Source organism: Pigmentiphaga litoralis (assembly GCF_048632615.1).
GTDB classification, from domain to species: Bacteria; Pseudomonadota; Gammaproteobacteria; order Burkholderiales; family Burkholderiaceae_B; genus Pigmentiphaga; species Pigmentiphaga litoralis_B.
The window spans coordinates 3,664,065-3,683,432 of record NZ_CP184479.1; the positions used below are offsets into that span (position 1 = coordinate 3,664,065).

Sequence of the window (19,368 nt, forward strand, 5' to 3'; positions counted from 1 at the left end):
ATGTCCATGTCAACGACTTCAACGACGCCAACGCGCGATACGTCCGGCTCGATCAGGGATGCCGGTGCATCTGCCCACGCCTTGCCAGCCTGGCGTGCCAATGCCGACACGCCACTGCCTTTGGCCGACTACCTGCGCGCCGTACAGAACGATCCCGCCCTCTGGGCCGACTTCAACGCGCTGTGCGACACCGGTGGCAGATTGGCCGGCACGCCAAGCGAAGCGGCTGCCCAGGCCTGGTGCGCCTCGCGGCTCGATGCCATCCTGCCCGGCGCAGCGACACGCCGAGACCCCACCCCGTACGCGGGTTGGGTCTGCCATGTCGCCGAGGTCCGCGCAGTCAACCAACACGACGCGTCTTCGGCATCCCAACCGCTGGTCGCCACGCCGCTGCTCGGCACCGCGCCCACGCCAGCCGAAGGCCTGACGCTAGCCGTGCTCAACCTGGGTCGTGGCACGCCAGAACAGATCCAGGCGGCAGGCGATGCCGTGCGTGGCAAGGCCGTGCTGGTCGAGCACGAATACCCCTTCTCGACCTCCACCGTCCACCGCCGCGTCAAGCTGGCGGCGGCCCAAGCGGCAGGCGCCGCTGCGTTCTTTGTCGCGCATCCCGAATGCAATGTCGGCCCGGTATCGGGTTCGTCGGGCCGGGGCGGCGCGCCGGGCATTCCCGCGATGGGATTGTCGGCGGAATCGGCGGCGGTGCTCAAACAGCCCGGCGCGCGCGTGCACGTGCGCATCGACGCCGAAGACCTGACCGGCGCGCAGACCGATGTGCTGGTGCTGGACCTGCCCGGTGCGGGCCCGGACCGCGTGGTACTGTCGGCGCATATCGACGGCCACCCGCTGGCCGAAAGCGCGATCGACAACGGTACGGGCGTGGCCGCGGCGCTGGCGCTGGCGCGCCAGATGGCGCCGCACGTGGCCAGCCTGCCGCGCGGTCTGACCGTCTGCATTTTCAGCGCTGAAGAATGGGCGCTGAACGGCTCCCGCGAATGGTTGGCCAAGCTGCCGGCCGAGGAACGCGACCGCATCAAGCTCAACGTCAACCTGGACTCGCTGGCCGGGTCGCCGAATCTGACTGCGCTCATTTCCGGGTTCGTGGGACTGGCGCCGCTGGTCGACGCGGCGGCCAGCGGCGCAGGCCGGCCCATCGCGCAGCACCTGCCGCTGATGTCGAACAGCGATCACGCCAATTTCGCCGCTGTCGGCATTCCGGCGATGCGATTAATTGCAGGATTCAACGAACCCGACAGTTCGCTGCGCCTGCTGCTGACCCCGGCCGACACGAGGGACCTGGTGGACGAGTCGGTGCTGCGCAAGGCTACGGCCACCGCAGGCGCGGTGCTGTGGACGGCGCTGACCGCCAGCAATGAGCAGATCGCAATGTTGAGCGCGCCCAATAATGAGCACGACGGTGCCATCCAGGCATGGGCAGATGTCACTCGGGCCGCCGCAACATGAACGCTGTGAATGAATCGCCCGGCGGGCGGTCCAGCCGGACCGCAAGCAACGTAAATTCCGGCACCGTTGCCATCCTGGGCGCGGGCCTGGTCGGTCTGGCGTGCGCCCGCGCGCTGCAACGCGCCGGCTTCCAGGTCACGGTCGTCGACCGGGGCGGGCCGGGGAGGGCGCAAGCTTCGGCAACGCATCGCATATCGCCACGGCATCCGTCATTCCGCAGGCGACGCCCGGCATCTTGCGCCAGACCATCAATCTGCTCCGCGATCCAGCTGGCCCGCTGGTTGCGCGCCCCGGGTATGTGGCCAAACACTTGCCGTGGTTCTTGCGCTTCATCAACAACGGCAACCCGGCCACCGTGAAGGCCGGGTCACTGGCCATGGCGGCGATGATAGGCAAGGCTTGGGACAGCTGGCTGCCCGTACTTGACGACGTCAACGCGCGGCATCTGGTCATCCAGTCGGGCGCGCTGCACGTGTTCCGCAGCCAGGCTGCGCTGGACGCCGCGCAGGGGTCCTACGCCTTTCGCCGAGATCTGGGCGTTGCGTCCGAACGCTTGAATGCGGACGCCGCCCGTGCCATCGAACCCACCCTGTCACTGACGATCGGGGGCGCGATGCACGTGCCCAGCATGGGCTACGTGACGGACACGCTCAGCCTGTCACTTGCGCTGGCGGCGCGCGTCGAACAAGCGGGCGGCCGCATCGTCAAGGCGACGGCGACGGGTCTCGATGCAAAGGGCATCCAGACGCAGGACGGCCGAATCGATGCCGATCTGGTGGTGCTGGCGGCAGGGGCGTGGTCGCAAGCGTTCGCCAGGCAACTGGGCGTGCATATCCCGCTGGTGTCCGAGCGCGGCTATCACGTGATGTTGCCACGCGAAAGCAGCGCGCTGCGCATGCCCTTGTTGCTGGTCGAACGCAAGGTGGCCGTCACGCCAATGGAGAAAGGCATCCGGCTGGCAAGCATGGCCGAATTCGACGTGCCCGACGCGCGGCCGGATCATGACCGCGCGGTGCCGGTGTTAACCGGTCTGGATGGCTGGGCAAAGGGGCTGGATGCCGAGCCCATCAGCCGCTGGGTGGGGCCCCGGCCCTCGGTGCCCGACAGCCGCCCCGTGATCGGCCGTGCACCTGGGGCGCCGAACGTGTTGCTGGCCTGCGGACATGGGCATCTGGGCCTGACCCTGGCCGCGCTGACAGGCGATGCCATCGCGGCATTGGCGACGGGGCGGCAACCAGAGATCGACATGGAAGCCGTGTCGCCGCTCAGGTTCCGCTAGGCTGAGCTAGGCAAGGCAAGGCAAGGACCAAGCTACGCCAAGCAAGGCCAAGCCACGCCAAGCAAAGCCAATCTACGCCAAGCAAGGCCGATCAAGGCCAGGTGCAGCAGTGGCGCAGCGGAACCGCTGCATCAAAGCAGTCCGCGGATCCCCGCAATGCCGTGCGCGCCATGCTCGCGAGCCATCTGCTCGGTCGCGTCGGACTGCCCACCCAAGGCGAACACCGGCAGCCCGGCAGCCTGCACCAACGCTGCGAACCCCTTCCATCCCAGCGTCTGCGCGCCAGGGTGGGACGCCGTGTCCAGCACGGGCCCAAGCACCGCAAACTCCGCGTCCAATGCGCGCGCGCACGCCAGATCCTCAGCGTTGTGCGCAGACACCGCGCGCCATTTGCCGGCGGGCAGGGCGGTCGGGGCGGTATCCCCGTTTCTAAAATCGCCGTTTTCTGCCACATCTGCCGCGTGCAACACCTGCGCGGCATCTGTGGCACGAAAGTGGACGCCGTCGGAAATGGACCACCAGGCCTCGGGATGCACGCTGTTGACCAGCAGGCGCGCGCCCGCGAACCGGGTGCGCGCCAGGATCTGCTGCATGGCGTCGAACAGGCTGTCGGCATCGACGCCGTCAGGCCAGGCGGGCTCGCGCAATTGCACCAGCTTCAGGCCCGACGCCAGTGCCGCGTCCAGGCGTTCCAAATAGGCGGGCAAGCCGGCAGGTCCGCCGATCTGCGTAATCGCATACCGCGTCGGCACCTGCAGCCAACGCAGCGGTGGCAGGGCGGCGGGCAACAGGGGACCGACAGCGGGCGTCAAGGCCAGGCCCAGGGCATCTTCGGGCGCCTGGGCGCGGGCCTGCGCCACATCGAGTTCACCGGGCGTCTCGCCGGCGGCCTTGCGGGCCTCCAGCGCGGCCAGGCGGTCCGACAGGGCAAGGCGTGCCGCCGCAATCTCGTCCTCGGTCGCAAGGCGTGACCCGACCCACTGCAAGGCCTGCGATTCCAGGCCGCGCGGCTCGCCGGTCCATGCCGTCACGCGGCAAAAGAACAGCCGCACCGTGGCGTGGCTGTAGGCATGGATGTGCGTGACCCAGGGTGTCGACGCGGTGACGTCGATGTCGACCTCTTCCTTCAGTTCGCGGGCCAGCGCTTCCAGCACGGTCTCGCCGGGCTCGAGCTTGCCGCCAGGCAGTTCCCACCACCCTGCGTAAGGTTTGCCGTCGGGCCGTTGCCCGAGCAGCAGGCTGCCATCGGGGCGGATGACCACGCCCACAGCCACATCGAGCAGCTTGCTCCCGTCCGCACCCGCAGTATTCACCGTCATAGATCGCTTTCGTCCGACGCGTCGCCGTAATCCGCAATCTTTGTCCGCTTTTCCGGCGGCGCGCTGATCAGGTCCTTTGCGGCTTTTTTCGCCGCCTTGCGCGACGCCTTGTCATCAGCCAACGCTTCACCGCGCACCGGCAACGCCGTCACGCCCGCGCCGCCATGCCGTGCGGCCCAGTCCTTCGCGAACTGCCACGCCACGCGGCCCGACCGCGACCCGCGTTCCAGCGTCCACTGCAGCGCTTCCATCCGCGCGGCCGCGATCGAGTCGGCATCGCAGCCCAGCTCTTCCAGCCAGTGCGCCACGATGTCCAGATAGTCGTCCTGCTTGAACGGGTAGAAGGACAGCCACAGGCCGAACCGTTCCGACAACGAGATCTTTTCTTCGACTGTTTCGCCTGGGTGGATCTCGCCGTCGGTCTGGTGCTTGGCCGACAGGTTCTCGTTCATGTATTCCGGCATCAGGTGCCGGCGGTTCGATGTCGCATAGATCAAGACGTTGTTGGTGGCCGCGGCAATCGATCCATCCAGCACCGACTTCAGGGCTTTGTAGTCCGCTTCGCCCTCTTCGAACGACAGGTCGTCGCAGAACACAATAAAGCGTTCCGGACGTTGCGCCACGGCTTCCACGATTTCCTGCAGGTCGCACAAATCGGACTTGTCGACTTCGATCAGGCGCAGCCCTTCGTCAGCGTACTGAGCAAGCATCGCCTTGACGAGCGAACTCTTGCCCGTGCCGCGAGCGCCGGTCATCAGGACATTGTTGGCTGGCCGGTTCGCCAGGAACTGGGCCGTGTTGCGGTCGATGATCTGTTTCTGCCGATCGATGTGCTGCAGGTCATCCATGCCGATGCGCGCAATGTGGCGCACGGGTTCCAGCCAGCCGCGCGATCCGCGACGACGCCAGCGGAAGGCGTGCGATTCCCACTCGGTTGCCGGTGGGGCAGGGGGCAGGAAGGCTTCCAGTTGCGCGAGCACACGGTCGGCGCGCGCCAGGAAAGCGCCCAGGTCGACGGTGTCGAGCATAGGCAGTGCAGCAGGCTTGGACTTTGCCACGGATGACCTCTTGTTGTTATGAACGGTAGTCGGCGTTGATCGTGACGTACTCGTGCGAAAAATCGCAGGTGTACACGGTCTCGGTCACGTTGCCGCGGCCCAGTCCGATGCGCACCAGGATCTCGGCCTGTTTCATCACGCGTTGGCCATCGGCCTCCTGATAGTCGGGATTGCGGCCGCCATTGACGGCAACGTGCACGTCATCCAGCCACAGGTTGACGCCGCTCACGTCCAGGTCGTCGATGCCCGCATAGCCAATGGCTGCCAGAATGCGGCCCAGGTTGGGGTCCGAGGCATAAAAGGCCGTCTTGACCAGCGGCGAGTGCGCGACCGCGTAGGCCACCTTTAGGGCTTCGTCTTGCGTGCCCGCTCCTTCGACCTTGATCGTCATGAACTTGGTGGCGCCTTCCGCATCGCGCACGATCAGCTGGGCCAGTTCCGTCGCCACCGCCTTCAGGGCGTCGCGAAGTTCAGCGTACTGAGCATCCTGGGCCGACGTCACCGTGACGCCCGACTTGCCCGTCGCCGCGATGATGAACGAGTCATTGGTGGACGTGTCGCCGTCGACCGTGATCCGGTTGAACGACACGTCGGCCACGTCGCGCGCCAACTGCGTCAGCAAGCCTTGATCGATACCGGCGTCGGTGCCCAGAAAACCAAGCATGGTCGCCATGTTCGGGCGGATCATGCCCGCGCCCTTGCTGATGCCGGTCAACGTCACGGACTTGCCGCCAATCGACACCTTGCGCGACACGATCTTGGGCAGTGTGTCGGTGGTCATGATGCCGTGCGCCGCGTCGAACCAGTTGTTCGGACCCAACGCCTGGATCGCCGCGGGCAGGCCGGCAACGATACGATCCACCGGCAGCGGTTCCAAGATCACGCCGGTCGAAAACGGCAGGATTTGGTCGGCGGCCACGCCCAGCAGGCCCGCCAGGGCATCGCAGGTGGCGCGCGCCGCGGCCAGGCCCGGTTCGCCGGTACCGGCATTGGCGTTACCCGTGTTGATGACCATGGCGCGGATCGCCGCGCCCTTGCCCAGATGGTCCTGGCAGACCAGCACCGGCGCGGCGCAAAAGCGGTTGCGCGTGAACACGCCGGCCACCGACGTGCCTTCCGCGAACCGGAACACGGTCAGGTCGCGGCGGTTGGCCTTGCGGACCCCGGCTTCGGTCACGCCGATCTCGATACCATCGACAGGCAGGATCGTGTCCTGGGCGGGAATGTTCAGGTTGACGGCCATGGAAGGTCCTCGCAGGCAGTAGAAAGGAGAAAAGACAAGAATGGACAACGAAGCCGGCCACGCACAGCCGGCCAGTGATCAGCGCGCGGTGATCTCCGCAAACGCAGCTTGCGCCACGTCCAGCGTGTTCTTGATGACGGCATCGTCATGCATGGCTGACACGAAGCCGGCCTCGAACGCCGACGGCGCGAACATCACGCCGCGCGACAGCGCCGCATGGAAAAACTGGTTGAAGGCATCCACATTCGATGCCGACACTTCGGCCAGCGACGTCGGAATGGTGTCTCGGAAGTAGATGCCGAACATGCCGCCCACCGAATCCGCACTGAATGGAATGCCGACGTCCGATGCAAGCGAACACAGCCCCTTCACCAAGCGCGCCGTCTGTGTTTCCAGACGCTCGTAAAAGTCCGGCTCGCCGATCAGGCGAAGCGTCGTGATACCGGCCGCGACGGCAATCGGGTTGCCCGACAGCGTGCCCGCCTGGTACACCGGGCCGAGCGGTGCGATCTTGGCCATCACGTCGCGACGGCCGCCAAACGCGCCCATCGGCATGCCGCCGCCAATCACCTTTGCCAGCGTGGTCAGGTCGGGCGTGATGCCCGCGCGGCCCTGCACCCCTTGCGGGCCAACACGGAATCCCGTCATGACCTCATCAAAAATCAGCAGCGCGCCATGGCGCGTGCACTGTTCGCGCAGGCCTTGCAAGAAGCCCGGCTTGGGCTGCACCAGGTTCATATTGCCCGCAACCGGCTCGACGATGATGCACGCGATCTGGCCGCCGTATTCCTTGAACGCCGCTTCCACCGCATCCAGATCGTTGTAGTCCAGCACCAGCGTGTGAGCGGCAAATTCGGCCGGCACGCCCGCCGATGTCGGGTTGCCAAAGGTCAGCAGGCCCGACCCGGCTTTGACCAGCAGGCTGTCGGCGTGTCCGTGGTAGCAGCCCTCGAACTTGATGATCTTGTCGCGGCCGGTAAAGCCTCGCGCCAGGCGGATCGCGCTCATGGTCGCTTCCGTGCCGGAGCTGACCAGGCGCACCTGCTCGATCGAGGGCATGCGTTCGCACAGCATCTCGGCCAGTTGCACTTCGCCTTCGGTCGGCGCGCCAAACGACAGGCCATTCACGGCCGCGTCCTGCACCGCCTTGATCACCGCCGGGTGGGCGTGACCCAGAATCGCCGGCCCCCACGACCCCACGTAGTCGATATACCGCTGCTTGTCGGCATCCCATACATACGGACCGGCCGCGCGTTCAATGAACGGCGGCGTGCCGCCCACCGACCGATAGGCACGCACGGGCGAGTTCACGCCTCCGGGAATGGTGCGGCTTGCGCGCTCGTAAAGCTCTGCGTTGCGGGTCATGGCTGGGCCTTCTTTATTCAGACAGGGTTGGAGCGGACGATGCGAACGCCCGGCTGAATGCGCGGGCGGTGGCTTCGATGTCGTCGGTCTCGAAAAGGGCGCTGATCACGGCCAGCGCATCGGCCCCGGCGGCGACCACGGACGGCGCGTTGTCGGGGGTGATACCGCCAATGGCAACCACGGCGGGGCGGCGGGCGTCTTCGCCGTTGGGGGGCAGGCGCAAATCGCGTGCCGCGGTCAGGCACGACAGGGGCGCGCGCACAGCCAGCGGTTTGGTCGGCGACGTGAACACTGCCCCGAACGCCACGTGGTCGGCGCCTTGGCGCAAGGCGGATTCGGCCAGCGCCAGCTCGTTATAGCAAGACGCACCGATGAGCATGCCCTGGCCCACCTGCGCACGCACGGGCGCCAGATCGCCGTCGTCCCGGCCCAGATGCACGCCGGTCGCACCCACGTCCAGGGCCAGGCGCCAGTCATCGTTGATGATGTAAACAATCCCGAGCCGGTCGCACAGGTCCTTCAACCGGCGCGCCTCCGCAAGTTTCCGATTTCCGGACGCAAGCTTGCGGCGGAACTGCAGCACCTGCATCCCGCCCCGGGAAGCCGCCGCGATACCCTCGGCCAGCCGATCGATGTCATCCCATTCGGGAGTGATGCCATACAGGCCCATGATCGGGCTGGCTGGGGGAAACGCCAAAGACTTCGGGGTCGGCGCAGGCAGGTCCAATGCAGATGCTGACGACATCGTCCAGGCTCCCGGCAAGGTCAGGACGACAGACCGCCGCGCGCGGAATCGGTGGCCGCGCCGCTGACGGTATCGTCGCCAATGGTGGAAGGGTGGCCGCCGTCACGATCCGGCTGGCGCGCCCAGAAAAAGCGGTCGGGCAGAATGCGTCCCATGCCCGGCTGGAAGCCGGCGGAAAGGGCCTGCCACGTATATTCCTGCGCTTCGGCGGCGGCGTCGGGCGCTTCGACACCCCCGGCCATCATCGCCGCCAGCGCAGCCGACAGCGTGTTGCCCGCGCCGCGGAAGTTGCCTGGCAGGCGGATCCAGCGGTATTCGACCTCGATCACGTCCGACGGCGATTCGCCCGCGCCGGTCAGGGTGTTGACCACGTTTTCGCCACCAAGATGCAAGCCGGTCGTCAGCACCCAGCCCGCCCCCAGGCGCAGCAGGGCCTGCACACCCGATTCCGAGCTGGACTCCAGTTCCAGCAGGCCATCGGCCACCCACTGGCGCAGGCGCATGGCGTCCACCACCACCAGGGTCGCCTGCGGCACCAGCAATTCCAGCGTGGCCGACAGGATCTCCTCGGCCGAGTCCTCGGCTTCGGCATCCTGCGTTTCCAGGGGATCCGACCCCAGGTGCAGCACGACCGGAATCGCCGAATAGTCGGCCAGGATCTCGGCAATCGTGCTCACGGCCTCGGGGCTGAACATGCCGCCAATCTTGAAGGCGCGGACTGGCATGTCTTCCAGCAGGCTGCGCGCCTGGTCGTCGATCCATTCCGGATCGACCTCCTGGCTGTCTTCGATGCCCGCCGAATCCTGCACCGTCAACCCGGTCAGCACCGTCAGGGCCTGGCACCCCATGCTGGCACAGGTAAGCAGATCGGCCTGGATCCCGCCGCCACCGCTGGGGTCTGACGGCGCGAACGTAAGGACAAGGGGAGGGGTCAAGGCAGAGGCTGGCAAACGTGAAATCTGTAAAAGGTGGCGAGCGCCGGCGACGGCGCGCGACGGAGGCCAACGGGTTTGGGTAAGATGCGTGATTCTAATGGAAGCCCGCCGACTCCCGGATTTCCGGGTTGGCCTACAGAGCGAAACTCGATAATGCGTACCTGGATGTGTTTGATTTGCGGCTGGATCTATGACGAAGAAGCCGGCCTGCCCGAAGAGGGCATCGCCCCCGGCACCCGCTGGGAAGACGTGCCGCCGAACTGGGTCTGTCCGGAATGCGGCGCCCGCAAGGAAGACTTCGAAATGGTAGAGATCTGAGAATCCAGCGCCGCCGCATTACAATCGCAGCATGACCGACAGCACCGCCATCGACCTCTCCAACCAGTTCCTGATCGCCATGCCCAACATGGCGGATCCCAATTTCGCGGGCGTAGTGATCTACGTCTGCGAACACACGCCTGAAGGCGCGCTGGGGCTGGTGATCAACCGGCCCACGGATCTGACCCTGGCCGGCCTTCTGGAACGCATCGAACTCGACATCGACGACGTCGACACGGAAGGTCATACCGAGCCGGTGTTCTACGGCGGCCCGGTACAGACCGACCGCGGCTTCGTGCTGCACGCACCCACGGGCAAGTACATGTCCACGGTCGAAGTCGGCGAACTGGCCCTGACCACGTCCCGCGACGTCCTGCAGGCGGTGGCCGAAGGCGGCGGTCCGCCGCGCCTTCTGGTCACGCTGGGCTATTCGGGCTGGGGCGCCGGGCAGCTCGAAGAAGAACTGTCCGACAACGCGTGGCTGACCGTCACGGCCAGCCCGGACATCATCTTCAACACGCCGCCCGAACAGCGCTTCAATGCGGCCCTCAAGCTCCTTGGCATCGACCCCATCATGCTGGCGGGCGAAGCCGGCCATGCCTGACGAAACGCTGCTGGCCTTCGACTACGGCACCCAGTTCATTGGCGTCGCAGTCGGCAACACCCTGACCGCCCATGCCCGCCCGCTCGAAGTCCTGGGCAATCCCTCGCGCGACTTGCGCTTTGCCCGCATCGAAGCATTGATCAAGGAATGGCAGCCCGGTCGCCTGGTGGTGGGCCTGTCGCTCAATGCCGACGGTGAAGAACAACCCATGACGGCGCACTGCCGCAAGTTCGCGAACCAGCTCAAGGGCCGCTTCGGTCTGCCTGTGGCGCTGGTGGACGAGCGCGGCACCAGCCTGGCCGCGCAGTCCGAAATGGGCGGATCGCGGCGCGGCCAGCGTGTCGACGCCGTGGCCGCCGCCATCATCCTGCAAAGCTACTTCGACGAGCCGCCCGAGCCGCCGCATGCGTAACCCCCAGCTCAACCGCAACGGCGAACTGACCCACCTGTTGTCCATCGAAGGGCTGCCGCGCGCCGTCATCAACCACGTGCTCGATACCGCCGCGTCCTACGCGCCGCTTGCCGATCACGAGGTCAAGAAGGTGCCCCTGCTGCACGGCAAGAGCGTCTTCAACCTGTTCTTCGAAAACTCGACGCGTACCCGCACCACCTTTGAGATCGCTGCGAAACGCCTGTCGGCCGACGTCTACAACCTGAACATCAACGCCTCGTCGGCCAGCAAGGGCGAATCGTTGCTGGACACCATCAACAATCTGTCGGCCATGCAGGCGGACCTGTTCGTGGTGCGTCATGCGTCCAGCGGCGCGCCGCACCTGATCGCCCAGCACGTCGCGCCGCATATCCACGTCATCAATGCCGGTGACGGCCGTCATGCGCACCCCACCCAGGGGCTGCTGGACATGTACACCATCCGTCACTACAAGCAGGACTTCACCAAGTTGACGGTGGCGATCGTGGGCGACGTGCTGCATTCGCGGGTGGCGCGGTCCGACATCCACGCATTGACTACCCTGGGCGTGCCCGAAGTGCGTGTCATTGCACCGCTGACCCTGCTGCCCGCCGGCATGGAAAGCCTGGGCGTCAAAGTCTTCACCGACATGGCCGAAGGCCTGAAAGGTGTCGATGTCATTATCATGCTGCGCCTGCAGAATGAACGCATGCGCGGCGCGCTGCTGCCTTCCGCGCAGGAATACTTCAAGCACTACGGCCTGACGCAAGACAAGCTGGCGCTGGCCGCCCCCGACGCGATCGTGATGCACCCCGGGCCGATGAATCGGGGCGTGGAAATCGATTCGTCGGTCGCTGACGGCAAACAGGCGGTAATCCTTGATCAGGTCACCTTCGGGATCGCCGTGCGAATGGCCGTCATGAGCATCGTTGCGGGCAGCTAGGCGCCGCGTACCTCCCTTGCGGATGAGCACCGGCGTTCGATCTAGAGCCGCTACACCAAGGGCGTACGGCATACGCGTGTAGGCATCTCGCGGCCCTGGGCCGTTTAATGGCGGGGCGTTCAGTGAACAGCTTGAGCACTGCGGCGCCACATAGATGTCCCTACGGATGCCCACGCCATGAAAACCATCAAGAAAGTCTTGCGGCGCGTCTACTTCCTGTACTGCCGTGCAGGAAAAACCGTCGCCTCGCTCCAGCCAGGCGTTTCCCTGAAAAAAGGCGTGACCTTCCTGGGACTGCCCATCATTACCCTGATGGCCGACTCCACCCTGGAAATCGGCCAGCGCACCGTACTGGTATCGACATCCATGGTGGCGGACCTTGGCGTGATCAACCCGGTCATCCTGCGCACGGTCCGGCCGCACGCGCATATCTCGATCGGCGACGACGCAGGCCTGACCGGCACCGTCATCTGTGCGGCCATGTCCGTCACGGTGGGGCGGCATTGCCTGATCGGGTCCGACGTCATCATCGCCGACAACGACTTCCATCCGGTCACGGCGCCCAATCGCCGCTACGAACGCGACCCGGACCGCATCGGCGCCAAACCCGTTGTGATCGGCAACAACGTCTTCATCGGCGCCCGGTCTGTGATTCTCAAGGGCGTCCACATCGGCGACAACGCCGTGATTGGCGCAGGCTCGGTGGTCACGCACGACGTCCCGGCCAACACCATCGCGGCGGGCAACCCGGCGCGCGTGGTGGCGGGGGTGCCGCCGATTCGCAGCCTGTCCGTGCTGCGGGATGTCTCCGCGCCTGAACGACTGGCAAGCTGATCGCCTCATCACGAAAGTCCGGGCGGCTCGCCCTGTAGAATTCCGGGGTCACAGGCAATCACTGACCCCATGAATCTGCACATCAAAAGCGGCCGCCTTATCGATCCGGCCAATGGCGTCGACGCCGTGCAAGACCTTTACATTGCCGGTGGCCGCGTGGTCAGCATTGGCGCGGCACCGGGCGGCTTCGTGCCCAACCGGGTTATCGACGCCACCGGAATGGCGGTGTTACCGGGCCTCGTCGATCTGTCCGCCCGCCTGCGCGAACCCGGCTTCGAATACCGCGCCACCCTGGAATCGGAAATGAACGCCGCGCTGGCCGGCGGCGTCACCAGCCTCGTCCTGCCGCCCGACACCGACCCCGTCCTGGACGAACCTGGGCTGGTCGAAATGCTCAAGCACCGCGCGCGCCAGCTCAACCAAGCGCATGTCTATCCGCTGGGCGCCATCACCGTCGGGCTCAAGGGCCAGGTCCTGACCGAAATGGCCGAGCTGACCGAGGCTGGCTGCGTCGCCTTCTCCCAAGCCGACGTCGCCATTACCGACACCAACGTCCTGCTGCGCGCGATGCAGTACGCCCGCACCTTCGACTACGCACTGTGGCTGCGCCCGCAAGACCCCTGGCTTGCCGCTGATGGCGTCGCCGCCAGCGGCGCCATGGCCACCCGCCTGGGCCTCAACGGCATCCCGGAACAGGCCGAAACCCTGGCCCTGCAGACCATCTTCGAACTGCAACGCGCCACCGGCGCCCGGGTCCACCTGTGCCGTCTGTCCAGCGCGGCCGGCCTGAAACTGGTCCGTGCCGCTCGCGCAGAAGGCCTGCCCGTCACCTGCGACGTCAGCGCCCACCACGTACACCTGACCGACATCGACATTGGCTACTTCGACTCCAACTGTCGCCTGGACCCGCCCCTGCGCGGACAGCGTGATCGGGACGCCATCCGTACGGGTCTCGCCGACGGCACCATCGATGCCATATGCTCCGACCACACCCCGGTCGACGACGACTACAAAATGCTGCCCTTCGCCGAAGCCGAAGCCGGGGCCACCGGCCTGGAACTGCTGCTATCCCTGGCGTTGAAATGGGCCCGCGATTGTCGCCAGCCCCTGTCGCTTGCCATCGCCCGCGTCACCAGCGAACCCGCCAAACTCCTCGGCACCCGCGCCATCGCATCCTGCGGCCAACTAGGATTGGGCTCGCAAGCCGACCTGTGCCTGGTCGACCTGGACGAAGAATGGCGGGTCAGTGCCGACACCCTGCTCAGCCAGGGCAAACACACCCCTTCCTGGGCATGGAACTGCCCGGCAAGGTCATCACCACCATCGTAGGCGGCCTGATCGCCTATCAAACGGCGCGCTAAACGTGTTGCACCTGCTGCGTTTCCTGATCCGCATCGTTGGCGTCCTTACCTGGATACTGCTGGGCTTCGTCATTCTGCTCGGCTATTACCAATGGGCCTCCATCCCGCGCCGCGACGCTCTGTACAAATGGTGGTCCACGGTCTTGCTGCGCATCTGCGGGGTTCGCATCGACGTGATTGGCGAACCCCTGGCATTCGGCAGCGGCCTGATCGTCGCCAACCACGTCAGCTGGATCGACATATTCGTTCTATGCAGCCGCCGCGCCACGATATTCGTAGCCAAACGCGAAATCCGCCAGTGGCCCATATTGGGCTGGCTGGTTGCGCTGGTCGGCACCATATTCATCGAACGCGGCAATCGCAAAGCCGTGACGAATGTCGGGATCCAAATGGGCCGGCGGTTTGAAAAGAATCAACTGGTCGGGCTGTTTCCGGAAGGGACGACCTCGGACGGCATGGACGTCTTGCCCTTCCATGCGGGGTTATTCGAACCGGCATTGCAATCAGGTGTGGCAATCCAGCCAGTCGCGTTGCGATATCGGTTGCGGGGGCAGCGCAGCAGTTTCGCTGCCTACACAGGCACGGAAAGTCTGGTGGCAAATGCGTGGCGGGTGCTGGGGGAGAGCGGCGTATCAGTAGACGTGGTGTACCTGCAGCCGATTCGCCGGTCCGATAGCGAGTCGTTCTACGGATCGCGGCATGAACTGTCGGAAAAGACGCGGCGGATGATCCGGGAGCAGGTGGTGGAGGGGGAGTTTGTGCGGCAGAGCGCGTAAGTGGCGCGCTAGCCACGCCGATCTTCTCTCATTATCGCGTCTGCCATCTGACGTAACGGGCGTACCAGGGTGGCTGACGGCAGGACCTAGCCTGCGGATGCATCCCGCATCAAGCGATAAAAAACCCGGCACTACCATAGGCATGCCGGGTTCTTTATGACGCGCGATCGAGCTGGCTGTGCGACTTACGCGCGGCCGTACCGATCCTCGAACCGGACAATATCGTCCTCACCCAGATACGCACCCGACTGCACTTCGATCAGCTCGAGCGGGATCTTGCCCGGGTTCTCCAGCGCGTGCACCACACCCACCGGGATGTAGGTCGACTGGTTTTCCGTCAGCAGGATTTCCTTGTCGCCCAGTTGCACCTTGGCCGTACCCGACACAACGATCCAGTGCTCGGCACGGTGGTGATGCATCTGCACCGACAGTTTCTGGCCCGGCTTCACGGTAATCCGCTTCACCTGATACCGGCCGCCGTTATCGATCGAATCGTACGAACCCCAGGGACGGAACACTTCCCGGTGCGCCGTCACTTCCGACCGCTTCTTGGCCTTCAGCTGGTCGACCAGCTTCTTCACGTCCTGCACACGGTCCATCGGCGCGACCATCACGGCGTCCGACGTTTCCACGATCACCATGTTGTCCAGGCCCAAGCCGGCCACCAGGCGGTGTTCCGCGTGGATATAGCTATTGGTGACATTGGCGGTAATAACGTCGCCCTTGACCGCATTGTTCGATTCATTGCGGTCCAGCGTCGCCCACACCGAGCCCCAGGCGCCCACGTCGCTCCAGCCGGCGTCCATCGGCACGACCATGGCCTTGTCCGTCTTTTCCATCACGGCGTAGTCGATCGAATCGTCGGGCGAGGCCGAGAACTGGGCGTTGTCCAGGCGGACGAAGTCCAGATCGGTCTTGGCGGCGTCGAACGCTGCACGCGCCGCGGCCAGCACGGCGGGGCAGTGCTTTTCCAGTTCGGCCAGCATGACCGATGCCTTGAACATGAACATGCCGCTGTTCCACAGGTGGCGGCCGCCGGACACGTATTCCTGCGCCGTCTCGGAATTGGGCTTTTCAACGAAAGCTTCCACGGCAATCGGCTTCATCGTCGTCGTGGGTTCGCCCACGCGGATGTAGCCATAACCCGTTTCGGCCGCCGTCGGCACGATCCCGAAGGTCACCAGCTTGCCGGCTTCGGCAGCAGGTTGACCCGCACGGATCGACGCTTCGAAAGCGGGAATGTCCTTGATGGCGTGGTCAGCGGCCAGCACCAGAAGAATAGGGTCATCACCCTTGGCCGTCGCGGCGATTGCGGCAGCGGCGATCGCTGGCGCGGTATTGCGGCCTACCGGTTCCAGCAGGATGGCCTGCGGGTTGACGTCGATCGCGCGGCACTGTTCGGCCACGATGAAGCGATGCGCCTCGTTGCTCACGATGATGGGAGCCAGAGCCCCCGTCGACAGGCCGCGCAGGCGCTCGAGCGTGCCCTGGAACAGGCTGACATCATCCAGCAACTTGATGAATTGCTTGGGATGCAGCGCGCGAGACAGAGGCCAGAGGCGCGTACCGGAACCGCCTGACAGGATTACGGGGATCATGAAGCAAAGCTCCGCAAGAATATTTTTAAGAAAAGGTCGTCAGACCTTCGGATCAACCAGGAACTCGATACTGCGGACATTGAACCTGGACGAGCTGCCGGTCATCCAGCCGCACCGCCGTCAGTTGTCCCCCCACACGCAGCCAGTGTCCAGACCAAGGACCCCGGGCTGGCGCACCAGACCCAAGGTCGACCAGTGGCCGAACACAATGGTGACCGATGCCGTCGCCCGGCCCGGCACGTCAAACCACGGCACATGGCCGGACGGCGCATCACCCGCAGCGTCCTTGGCGTCGAAGTCCATCGTGCCGTCCAGCGTGCAATAGCGCATGCGCGTCAACGCATTCACGATCACCCGCAAACGATCCGGGCCCTGCAGGCTGTCCGACCAGGCTGACGGCGCATTGCCGTACATCCTGGCCAGGAATTCCCGCCACTTCGGTCCACGCAACGCGGATTCGACTTCCGACGCCAACCTGAGCGTCTGGGCCGCGGTCCACGCCGGCAGCACACCCGCATGCACCATCAGGTGCCCGCGTTCAAAGTGCGCCAAGGGCCGCGACCGTATCCACGCCAGCAACTGGTCCGCATCCGGCGCATCCAGGATTTCCTGCGTCGTATCCGACTTGCCCGGCTTCCGGATCCCGGCCGCCACGCCCAGCAGATGCAGGTCGTGATTGCCAAGGATGCTGACGGCCCGGTTGCCCAGCGCCATGACCGTGCGCAGCGTCCTGAGCGATGCCGGACCCCGATTCACCAGGTCACCTGCAAACCAGAAACGGGCTTGCGGATCATTGGCGATCTCCGGCCGCGCCAGCAAGGCGTCCAGCGAGTCGCAGCAGCCCTGCAGATCACCGATCGCCCAGATACTCATGCCCGCGACCCCCGCAGCGCCTTCCACCGCCGCGAAATCGTGCTGCCGTACTCGACGATCAGCACCGCCGTCATGGCCAGTACCAGGGCCAACGCATTCGGACCCACCGCCGTCAGCCACGCCGGCCACTTGTTCAGCATGCCAACGTTCAATGACAGCTGATTGAGCATGAAAAACCCGACGCCCAGCAGAATTCCCAGGAACACCTTTGCGCCCACGCCGCCGCGACGCGTTTGCATGAAGCCCAACGGCGCCGCGATCGTCACCATCACCAACAACGTGAAGGGGTAAATCAGCTTACGCCACACAGCTACGATCTGGCGCTCCGCCACAAGGTGATTTGTGCTCAGGTATCCGATGTAGTCAAAGAGGTCGATGAAAGACATCCGCTCCGGTGTTAGGACCCGGGCAAACAGCAATTCGGGCGTCAACGACGTGGGTACCGTACGCGTCGCCTCCTTGGTAACCACGACCGGAGGCGTTGTCGCGCGCGATCCTTTGGCCAGTGCCGACTCAGTCTCCGGACTGATCGTGTTGACCGTCACATCCTTCAGCGCGAGTTCGCCTGTACCAAATGCGCCACTGGCAGCCGTGACAGTCGACGTCAGCTGACGGGCAGCATTGAAGTCGTACAGGGTGATGGCCAGCGCCCCGCCACCAGACTGCAGCGCGCCCACATTGATGATCCGATCGCCCTCAGGCGTTGTTTCCTTGAACCAGTAGCCGCTGCGCAACACCCCGGCATTCTTGCCAGCGCTTCCTGTCAACGACAGGGTGGCCTCGCTCAGCTTCAGTTCCGCGGCTGGGGTCAGGAATTCGGCCAGGATCAGCGCAAAGATGACCACCGGGATCGTCACGATCCACAGCATCACCAGCATCCGCATCCCGCTAATGCCAGATACCCGCAGGATCACCAGCTCGTGCCGCTGCGCCAATCCTGCAAGCGCAAGAATGGACCCGATCAACAAGCCGATCGGCAGAATGTCGTACAGGCGGGTAGGGAGGGCCAGCAGCTCGAGAAAGAGCAGGTGGTACAGCTTGAAGTCGCCGCGGCCGACCTTGTCCAGGTCGTCCACAAGCGCAAAAAACGTGAACAAGCCCACCAGTGCGACAAGCACGACGGCGGACGAGCGGTAGATCTCGGTGGCGAGGTAGCGGCGGGCGGTTTTCACTTGGACAGCGCAGGTCTAGACAAGCTGCAGTGTAAAGGAAGCGCCCGCCGTAGCCCTCACTCGAAGCCGTGGTACTTGCGGCCCAATGCCAATGTTGCTTCGAACAGACCCGCCTTGTTGCCGCAGTCGTACCGCTTGCCTTCGTAGCGGTGAGCGAACACTTTGCGCTGGGCGTTCATCAGGGCAGCAATGCCGTCCGTCAACTGGATCTCGCCGCCGGCGCCTTTACCGATCTTGCGCAGATGTTCAAAGATCTCGCCTTCCAACACGTAGCGGCCGACGACCGCCAGGGTCGAAGGCGCTTCTTCAGGCTTGGGCTTTTCCACCATGCCGAAGACTTCAGCCGTCGCGCCCTTGGCCTCGTGCGTGTCAACAATGCCGTACTTGGACGTGTCCTTGCGTTCCACATCCTGCACAGCCAGGACGCTGCCATTGTTGGCGCGTGCAACGTCGACCAGTTGCTTCGTAACCGACACGTCAGCGTCGAGCAGGTCGTCTGGCAGCAGCACGGCGAAAGGCTCGTTGCCCACCGCGGGTTCGGCGCACAGAACAGCGTGACCCAGGCCCAGCGGGGCGGGTTGGCGGATAAAGATGCAGTTCACGCCTGCCGGCAGGATGCCACGAACGATCTCGAGCAGCTCATGCTTGCCCTTGGCGGCCAGCTCGGCTTCCAGATCGGGCATCGTGTCGAAGTGGTCTTCGATCGCGCGCTTGCTCCGGCCTGTTACGAAGATCAGGTCGGTGATGCCTGCTGCAACCGCTTCTTCCACAGCGTATTGGATCAATGGCTTGTCGACGACAGGCAGCATTTCCTTTGGAATTGCCTTGGTGGCAGGCAGGAAACGGGTGCCGAGGCCGGCAACGGGAAATACGGCTTTACGGACAGGATTCATTGGAGGGACTCTAATTTGTAGGACGGTATTCTGCGACGAACTGATGCGTACGCTGCTAAGACTTGTAAGAGTGAATGTGGCGCCCGTTCATTTGGAACATCCAGATACAAGATCGCAGCAGGACCAATTAAGCGTTGATTTGCACACAGGATATCAACATTGCTGCGAAAGACCCGCCG

Annotated in this window: 14 protein-coding genes and 5 pseudogenes; 9 read left to right on the forward strand and 10 right to left on the reverse strand. The window is 64.8% G+C overall.

Translation table 11 applies throughout. From position 1 onward, the window contains the following. Positions 1-6 precede the first annotated feature (6 nt). Together ACNANG_RS16765 and ACNANG_RS16770 are read left to right on the forward strand one after the other, a co-directional pair. On the forward strand, positions 7-1,464 hold the full coding sequence (locus tag ACNANG_RS16765; protein ID WP_420223937.1) for a M28 family metallopeptidase: 1,458 nt from the start codon (positions 7-9) through the stop codon (positions 1,462-1,464). Next, positions 1,461-2,743, forward strand: a pseudogene (locus ACNANG_RS16770) (NAD(P)/FAD-dependent oxidoreductase). The gene ACNANG_RS16765 and the pseudogene ACNANG_RS16770 overlap by 4 nt, the downstream one beginning before the upstream one ends. A 131-nt stretch (positions 2,744-2,874) precedes the next feature. On the opposite strand, the gene ACNANG_RS16775 reads toward ACNANG_RS16770, so the two are convergent. The 6 genes and pseudogenes from ACNANG_RS16775 to thiD all read right to left on the reverse strand — a co-directional run bounded on the left by ACNANG_RS16775 (position 2,875) and on the right by thiD (position 9,408). After that, positions 2,875-4,062: a thiamine phosphate synthase gene (locus tag ACNANG_RS16775; protein ID WP_420223938.1), complete on the reverse strand. Its 1,188-nt coding sequence runs from the start codon at positions 4,060-4,062 to the stop codon at positions 2,875-2,877. Positions 4,063-4,226: 164 nt separating this feature from the next. After that, positions 4,227-5,090 (reverse strand): annotated as a pseudogene (locus tag ACNANG_RS16780) (ATP-binding protein); the annotation flags it as partial. 46 nt (positions 5,091-5,136) lie between these two features. Beyond that, positions 5,137-6,363, reverse strand: coding sequence for a bifunctional glutamate N-acetyltransferase/amino-acid acetyltransferase ArgJ (argJ, locus tag ACNANG_RS16785; RefSeq protein ID WP_420223939.1), 1,227 nt, complete (start codon positions 6,361-6,363; stop codon positions 5,137-5,139). A 78-nt stretch (positions 6,364-6,441) separates the two neighbouring features. Further along, on the reverse strand, positions 6,442-7,728 hold the full coding sequence (hemL, locus tag ACNANG_RS16790) for a glutamate-1-semialdehyde 2,1-aminomutase (RefSeq protein ID WP_420223940.1): 1,287 nt from the start codon (positions 7,726-7,728) through the stop codon (positions 6,442-6,444). A 13-nt stretch (positions 7,729-7,741) separates the two neighbouring features. After that, positions 7,742-8,473, reverse strand: coding sequence for a thiamine phosphate synthase (thiE, locus tag ACNANG_RS16795; RefSeq protein ID WP_420223941.1), 732 nt, complete (start codon positions 8,471-8,473; stop codon positions 7,742-7,744). 20 nt (positions 8,474-8,493) lie between these two features. Then, on the reverse strand, positions 8,494-9,408 hold the full coding sequence (gene thiD, locus ACNANG_RS16800; protein WP_420223942.1) for a bifunctional hydroxymethylpyrimidine kinase/phosphomethylpyrimidine kinase: 915 nt from the start codon (positions 9,406-9,408) through the stop codon (positions 8,494-8,496). Between the two features lie 153 nt (positions 9,409-9,561). Between thiD and ACNANG_RS16805 the strand changes: the two genes are divergently transcribed. The 7 genes and pseudogenes from ACNANG_RS16805 to ACNANG_RS16835 all read left to right on the forward strand — a co-directional run bounded on the left by ACNANG_RS16805 (position 9,562) and on the right by ACNANG_RS16835 (position 14,653). Beyond that, on the forward strand, positions 9,562-9,726 hold the full coding sequence (locus ACNANG_RS16805; RefSeq protein ID WP_179584690.1) for a rubredoxin: 165 nt from the start codon (positions 9,562-9,564) through the stop codon (positions 9,724-9,726). Positions 9,727-9,757: 31 nt separating this feature from the next. Beyond that, the gene (locus ACNANG_RS16810; RefSeq protein WP_420223943.1) at positions 9,758-10,330 is read left to right on the forward strand and encodes a YqgE/AlgH family protein; all 573 of its coding nucleotides are present in this window, start codon (positions 9,758-9,760) and stop codon (positions 10,328-10,330) included. After that, entirely contained in the window at positions 10,323-10,742 is a 420-nt protein-coding gene (gene ruvX / locus ACNANG_RS16815; RefSeq protein ID WP_420223944.1) for a Holliday junction resolvase RuvX, read from the forward strand. Before ACNANG_RS16810 ends, ruvX begins: the two co-directional genes overlap by 8 nt. Next, a pseudogene (locus ACNANG_RS16820) lies at positions 10,741-11,682 on the forward strand (aspartate carbamoyltransferase catalytic subunit); the annotation flags it as partial. The gene ruvX and the pseudogene ACNANG_RS16820, both read left to right, overlap by 2 nt. Before the next feature lie 177 nt (positions 11,683-11,859). Then, complete coding sequence (locus ACNANG_RS16825) at positions 11,860-12,516, forward strand: acyltransferase (RefSeq protein WP_420223945.1); 657 nt, start codon at positions 11,860-11,862, stop codon at positions 12,514-12,516. A gap of 69 nt (positions 12,517-12,585) precedes the next feature. Continuing rightward, a pseudogene (locus ACNANG_RS16830) lies at positions 12,586-13,877 on the forward strand (dihydroorotase). A gap of 5 nt (positions 13,878-13,882) precedes the next feature. Further along, positions 13,883-14,653 (forward strand): lysophospholipid acyltransferase family protein, encoded by a 771-nt coding sequence (locus ACNANG_RS16835; RefSeq protein ID WP_420227571.1) that lies wholly within the window; start codon positions 13,883-13,885, stop codon positions 14,651-14,653. A gap of 185 nt (positions 14,654-14,838) precedes the next feature. On the opposite strand, the gene ACNANG_RS16840 is transcribed toward ACNANG_RS16835, so the two are convergent. The 4 genes and pseudogenes from ACNANG_RS16840 to galU all read right to left on the reverse strand — a co-directional run bounded on the left by ACNANG_RS16840 (position 14,839) and on the right by galU (position 19,189). Continuing rightward, positions 14,839-16,251 (reverse strand): mannose-1-phosphate guanylyltransferase/mannose-6-phosphate isomerase, encoded by a 1,413-nt coding sequence (locus ACNANG_RS16840; RefSeq protein ID WP_420223946.1) that lies wholly within the window; start codon positions 16,249-16,251, stop codon positions 14,839-14,841. Between the two features lie 52 nt (positions 16,252-16,303). After that, positions 16,304-17,124, reverse strand: a pseudogene (locus ACNANG_RS16845) (symmetrical bis(5'-nucleosyl)-tetraphosphatase). Further along, positions 17,121-18,296, reverse strand: coding sequence for an LPS export ABC transporter permease LptG (gene lptG, locus ACNANG_RS16850; protein ID WP_420223947.1), 1,176 nt, complete (start codon positions 18,294-18,296; stop codon positions 17,121-17,123). Before lptG ends, ACNANG_RS16845 begins: the two are co-directional and overlap by 4 nt. Before the next feature lie 56 nt (positions 18,297-18,352). After that, positions 18,353-19,189: a UTP--glucose-1-phosphate uridylyltransferase GalU gene (gene galU, locus ACNANG_RS16855; RefSeq protein WP_420223948.1), complete on the reverse strand. Its 837-nt coding sequence runs from the start codon at positions 19,187-19,189 to the stop codon at positions 18,353-18,355. Between the last annotated feature and the right edge of the window lie 179 nt (positions 19,190-19,368).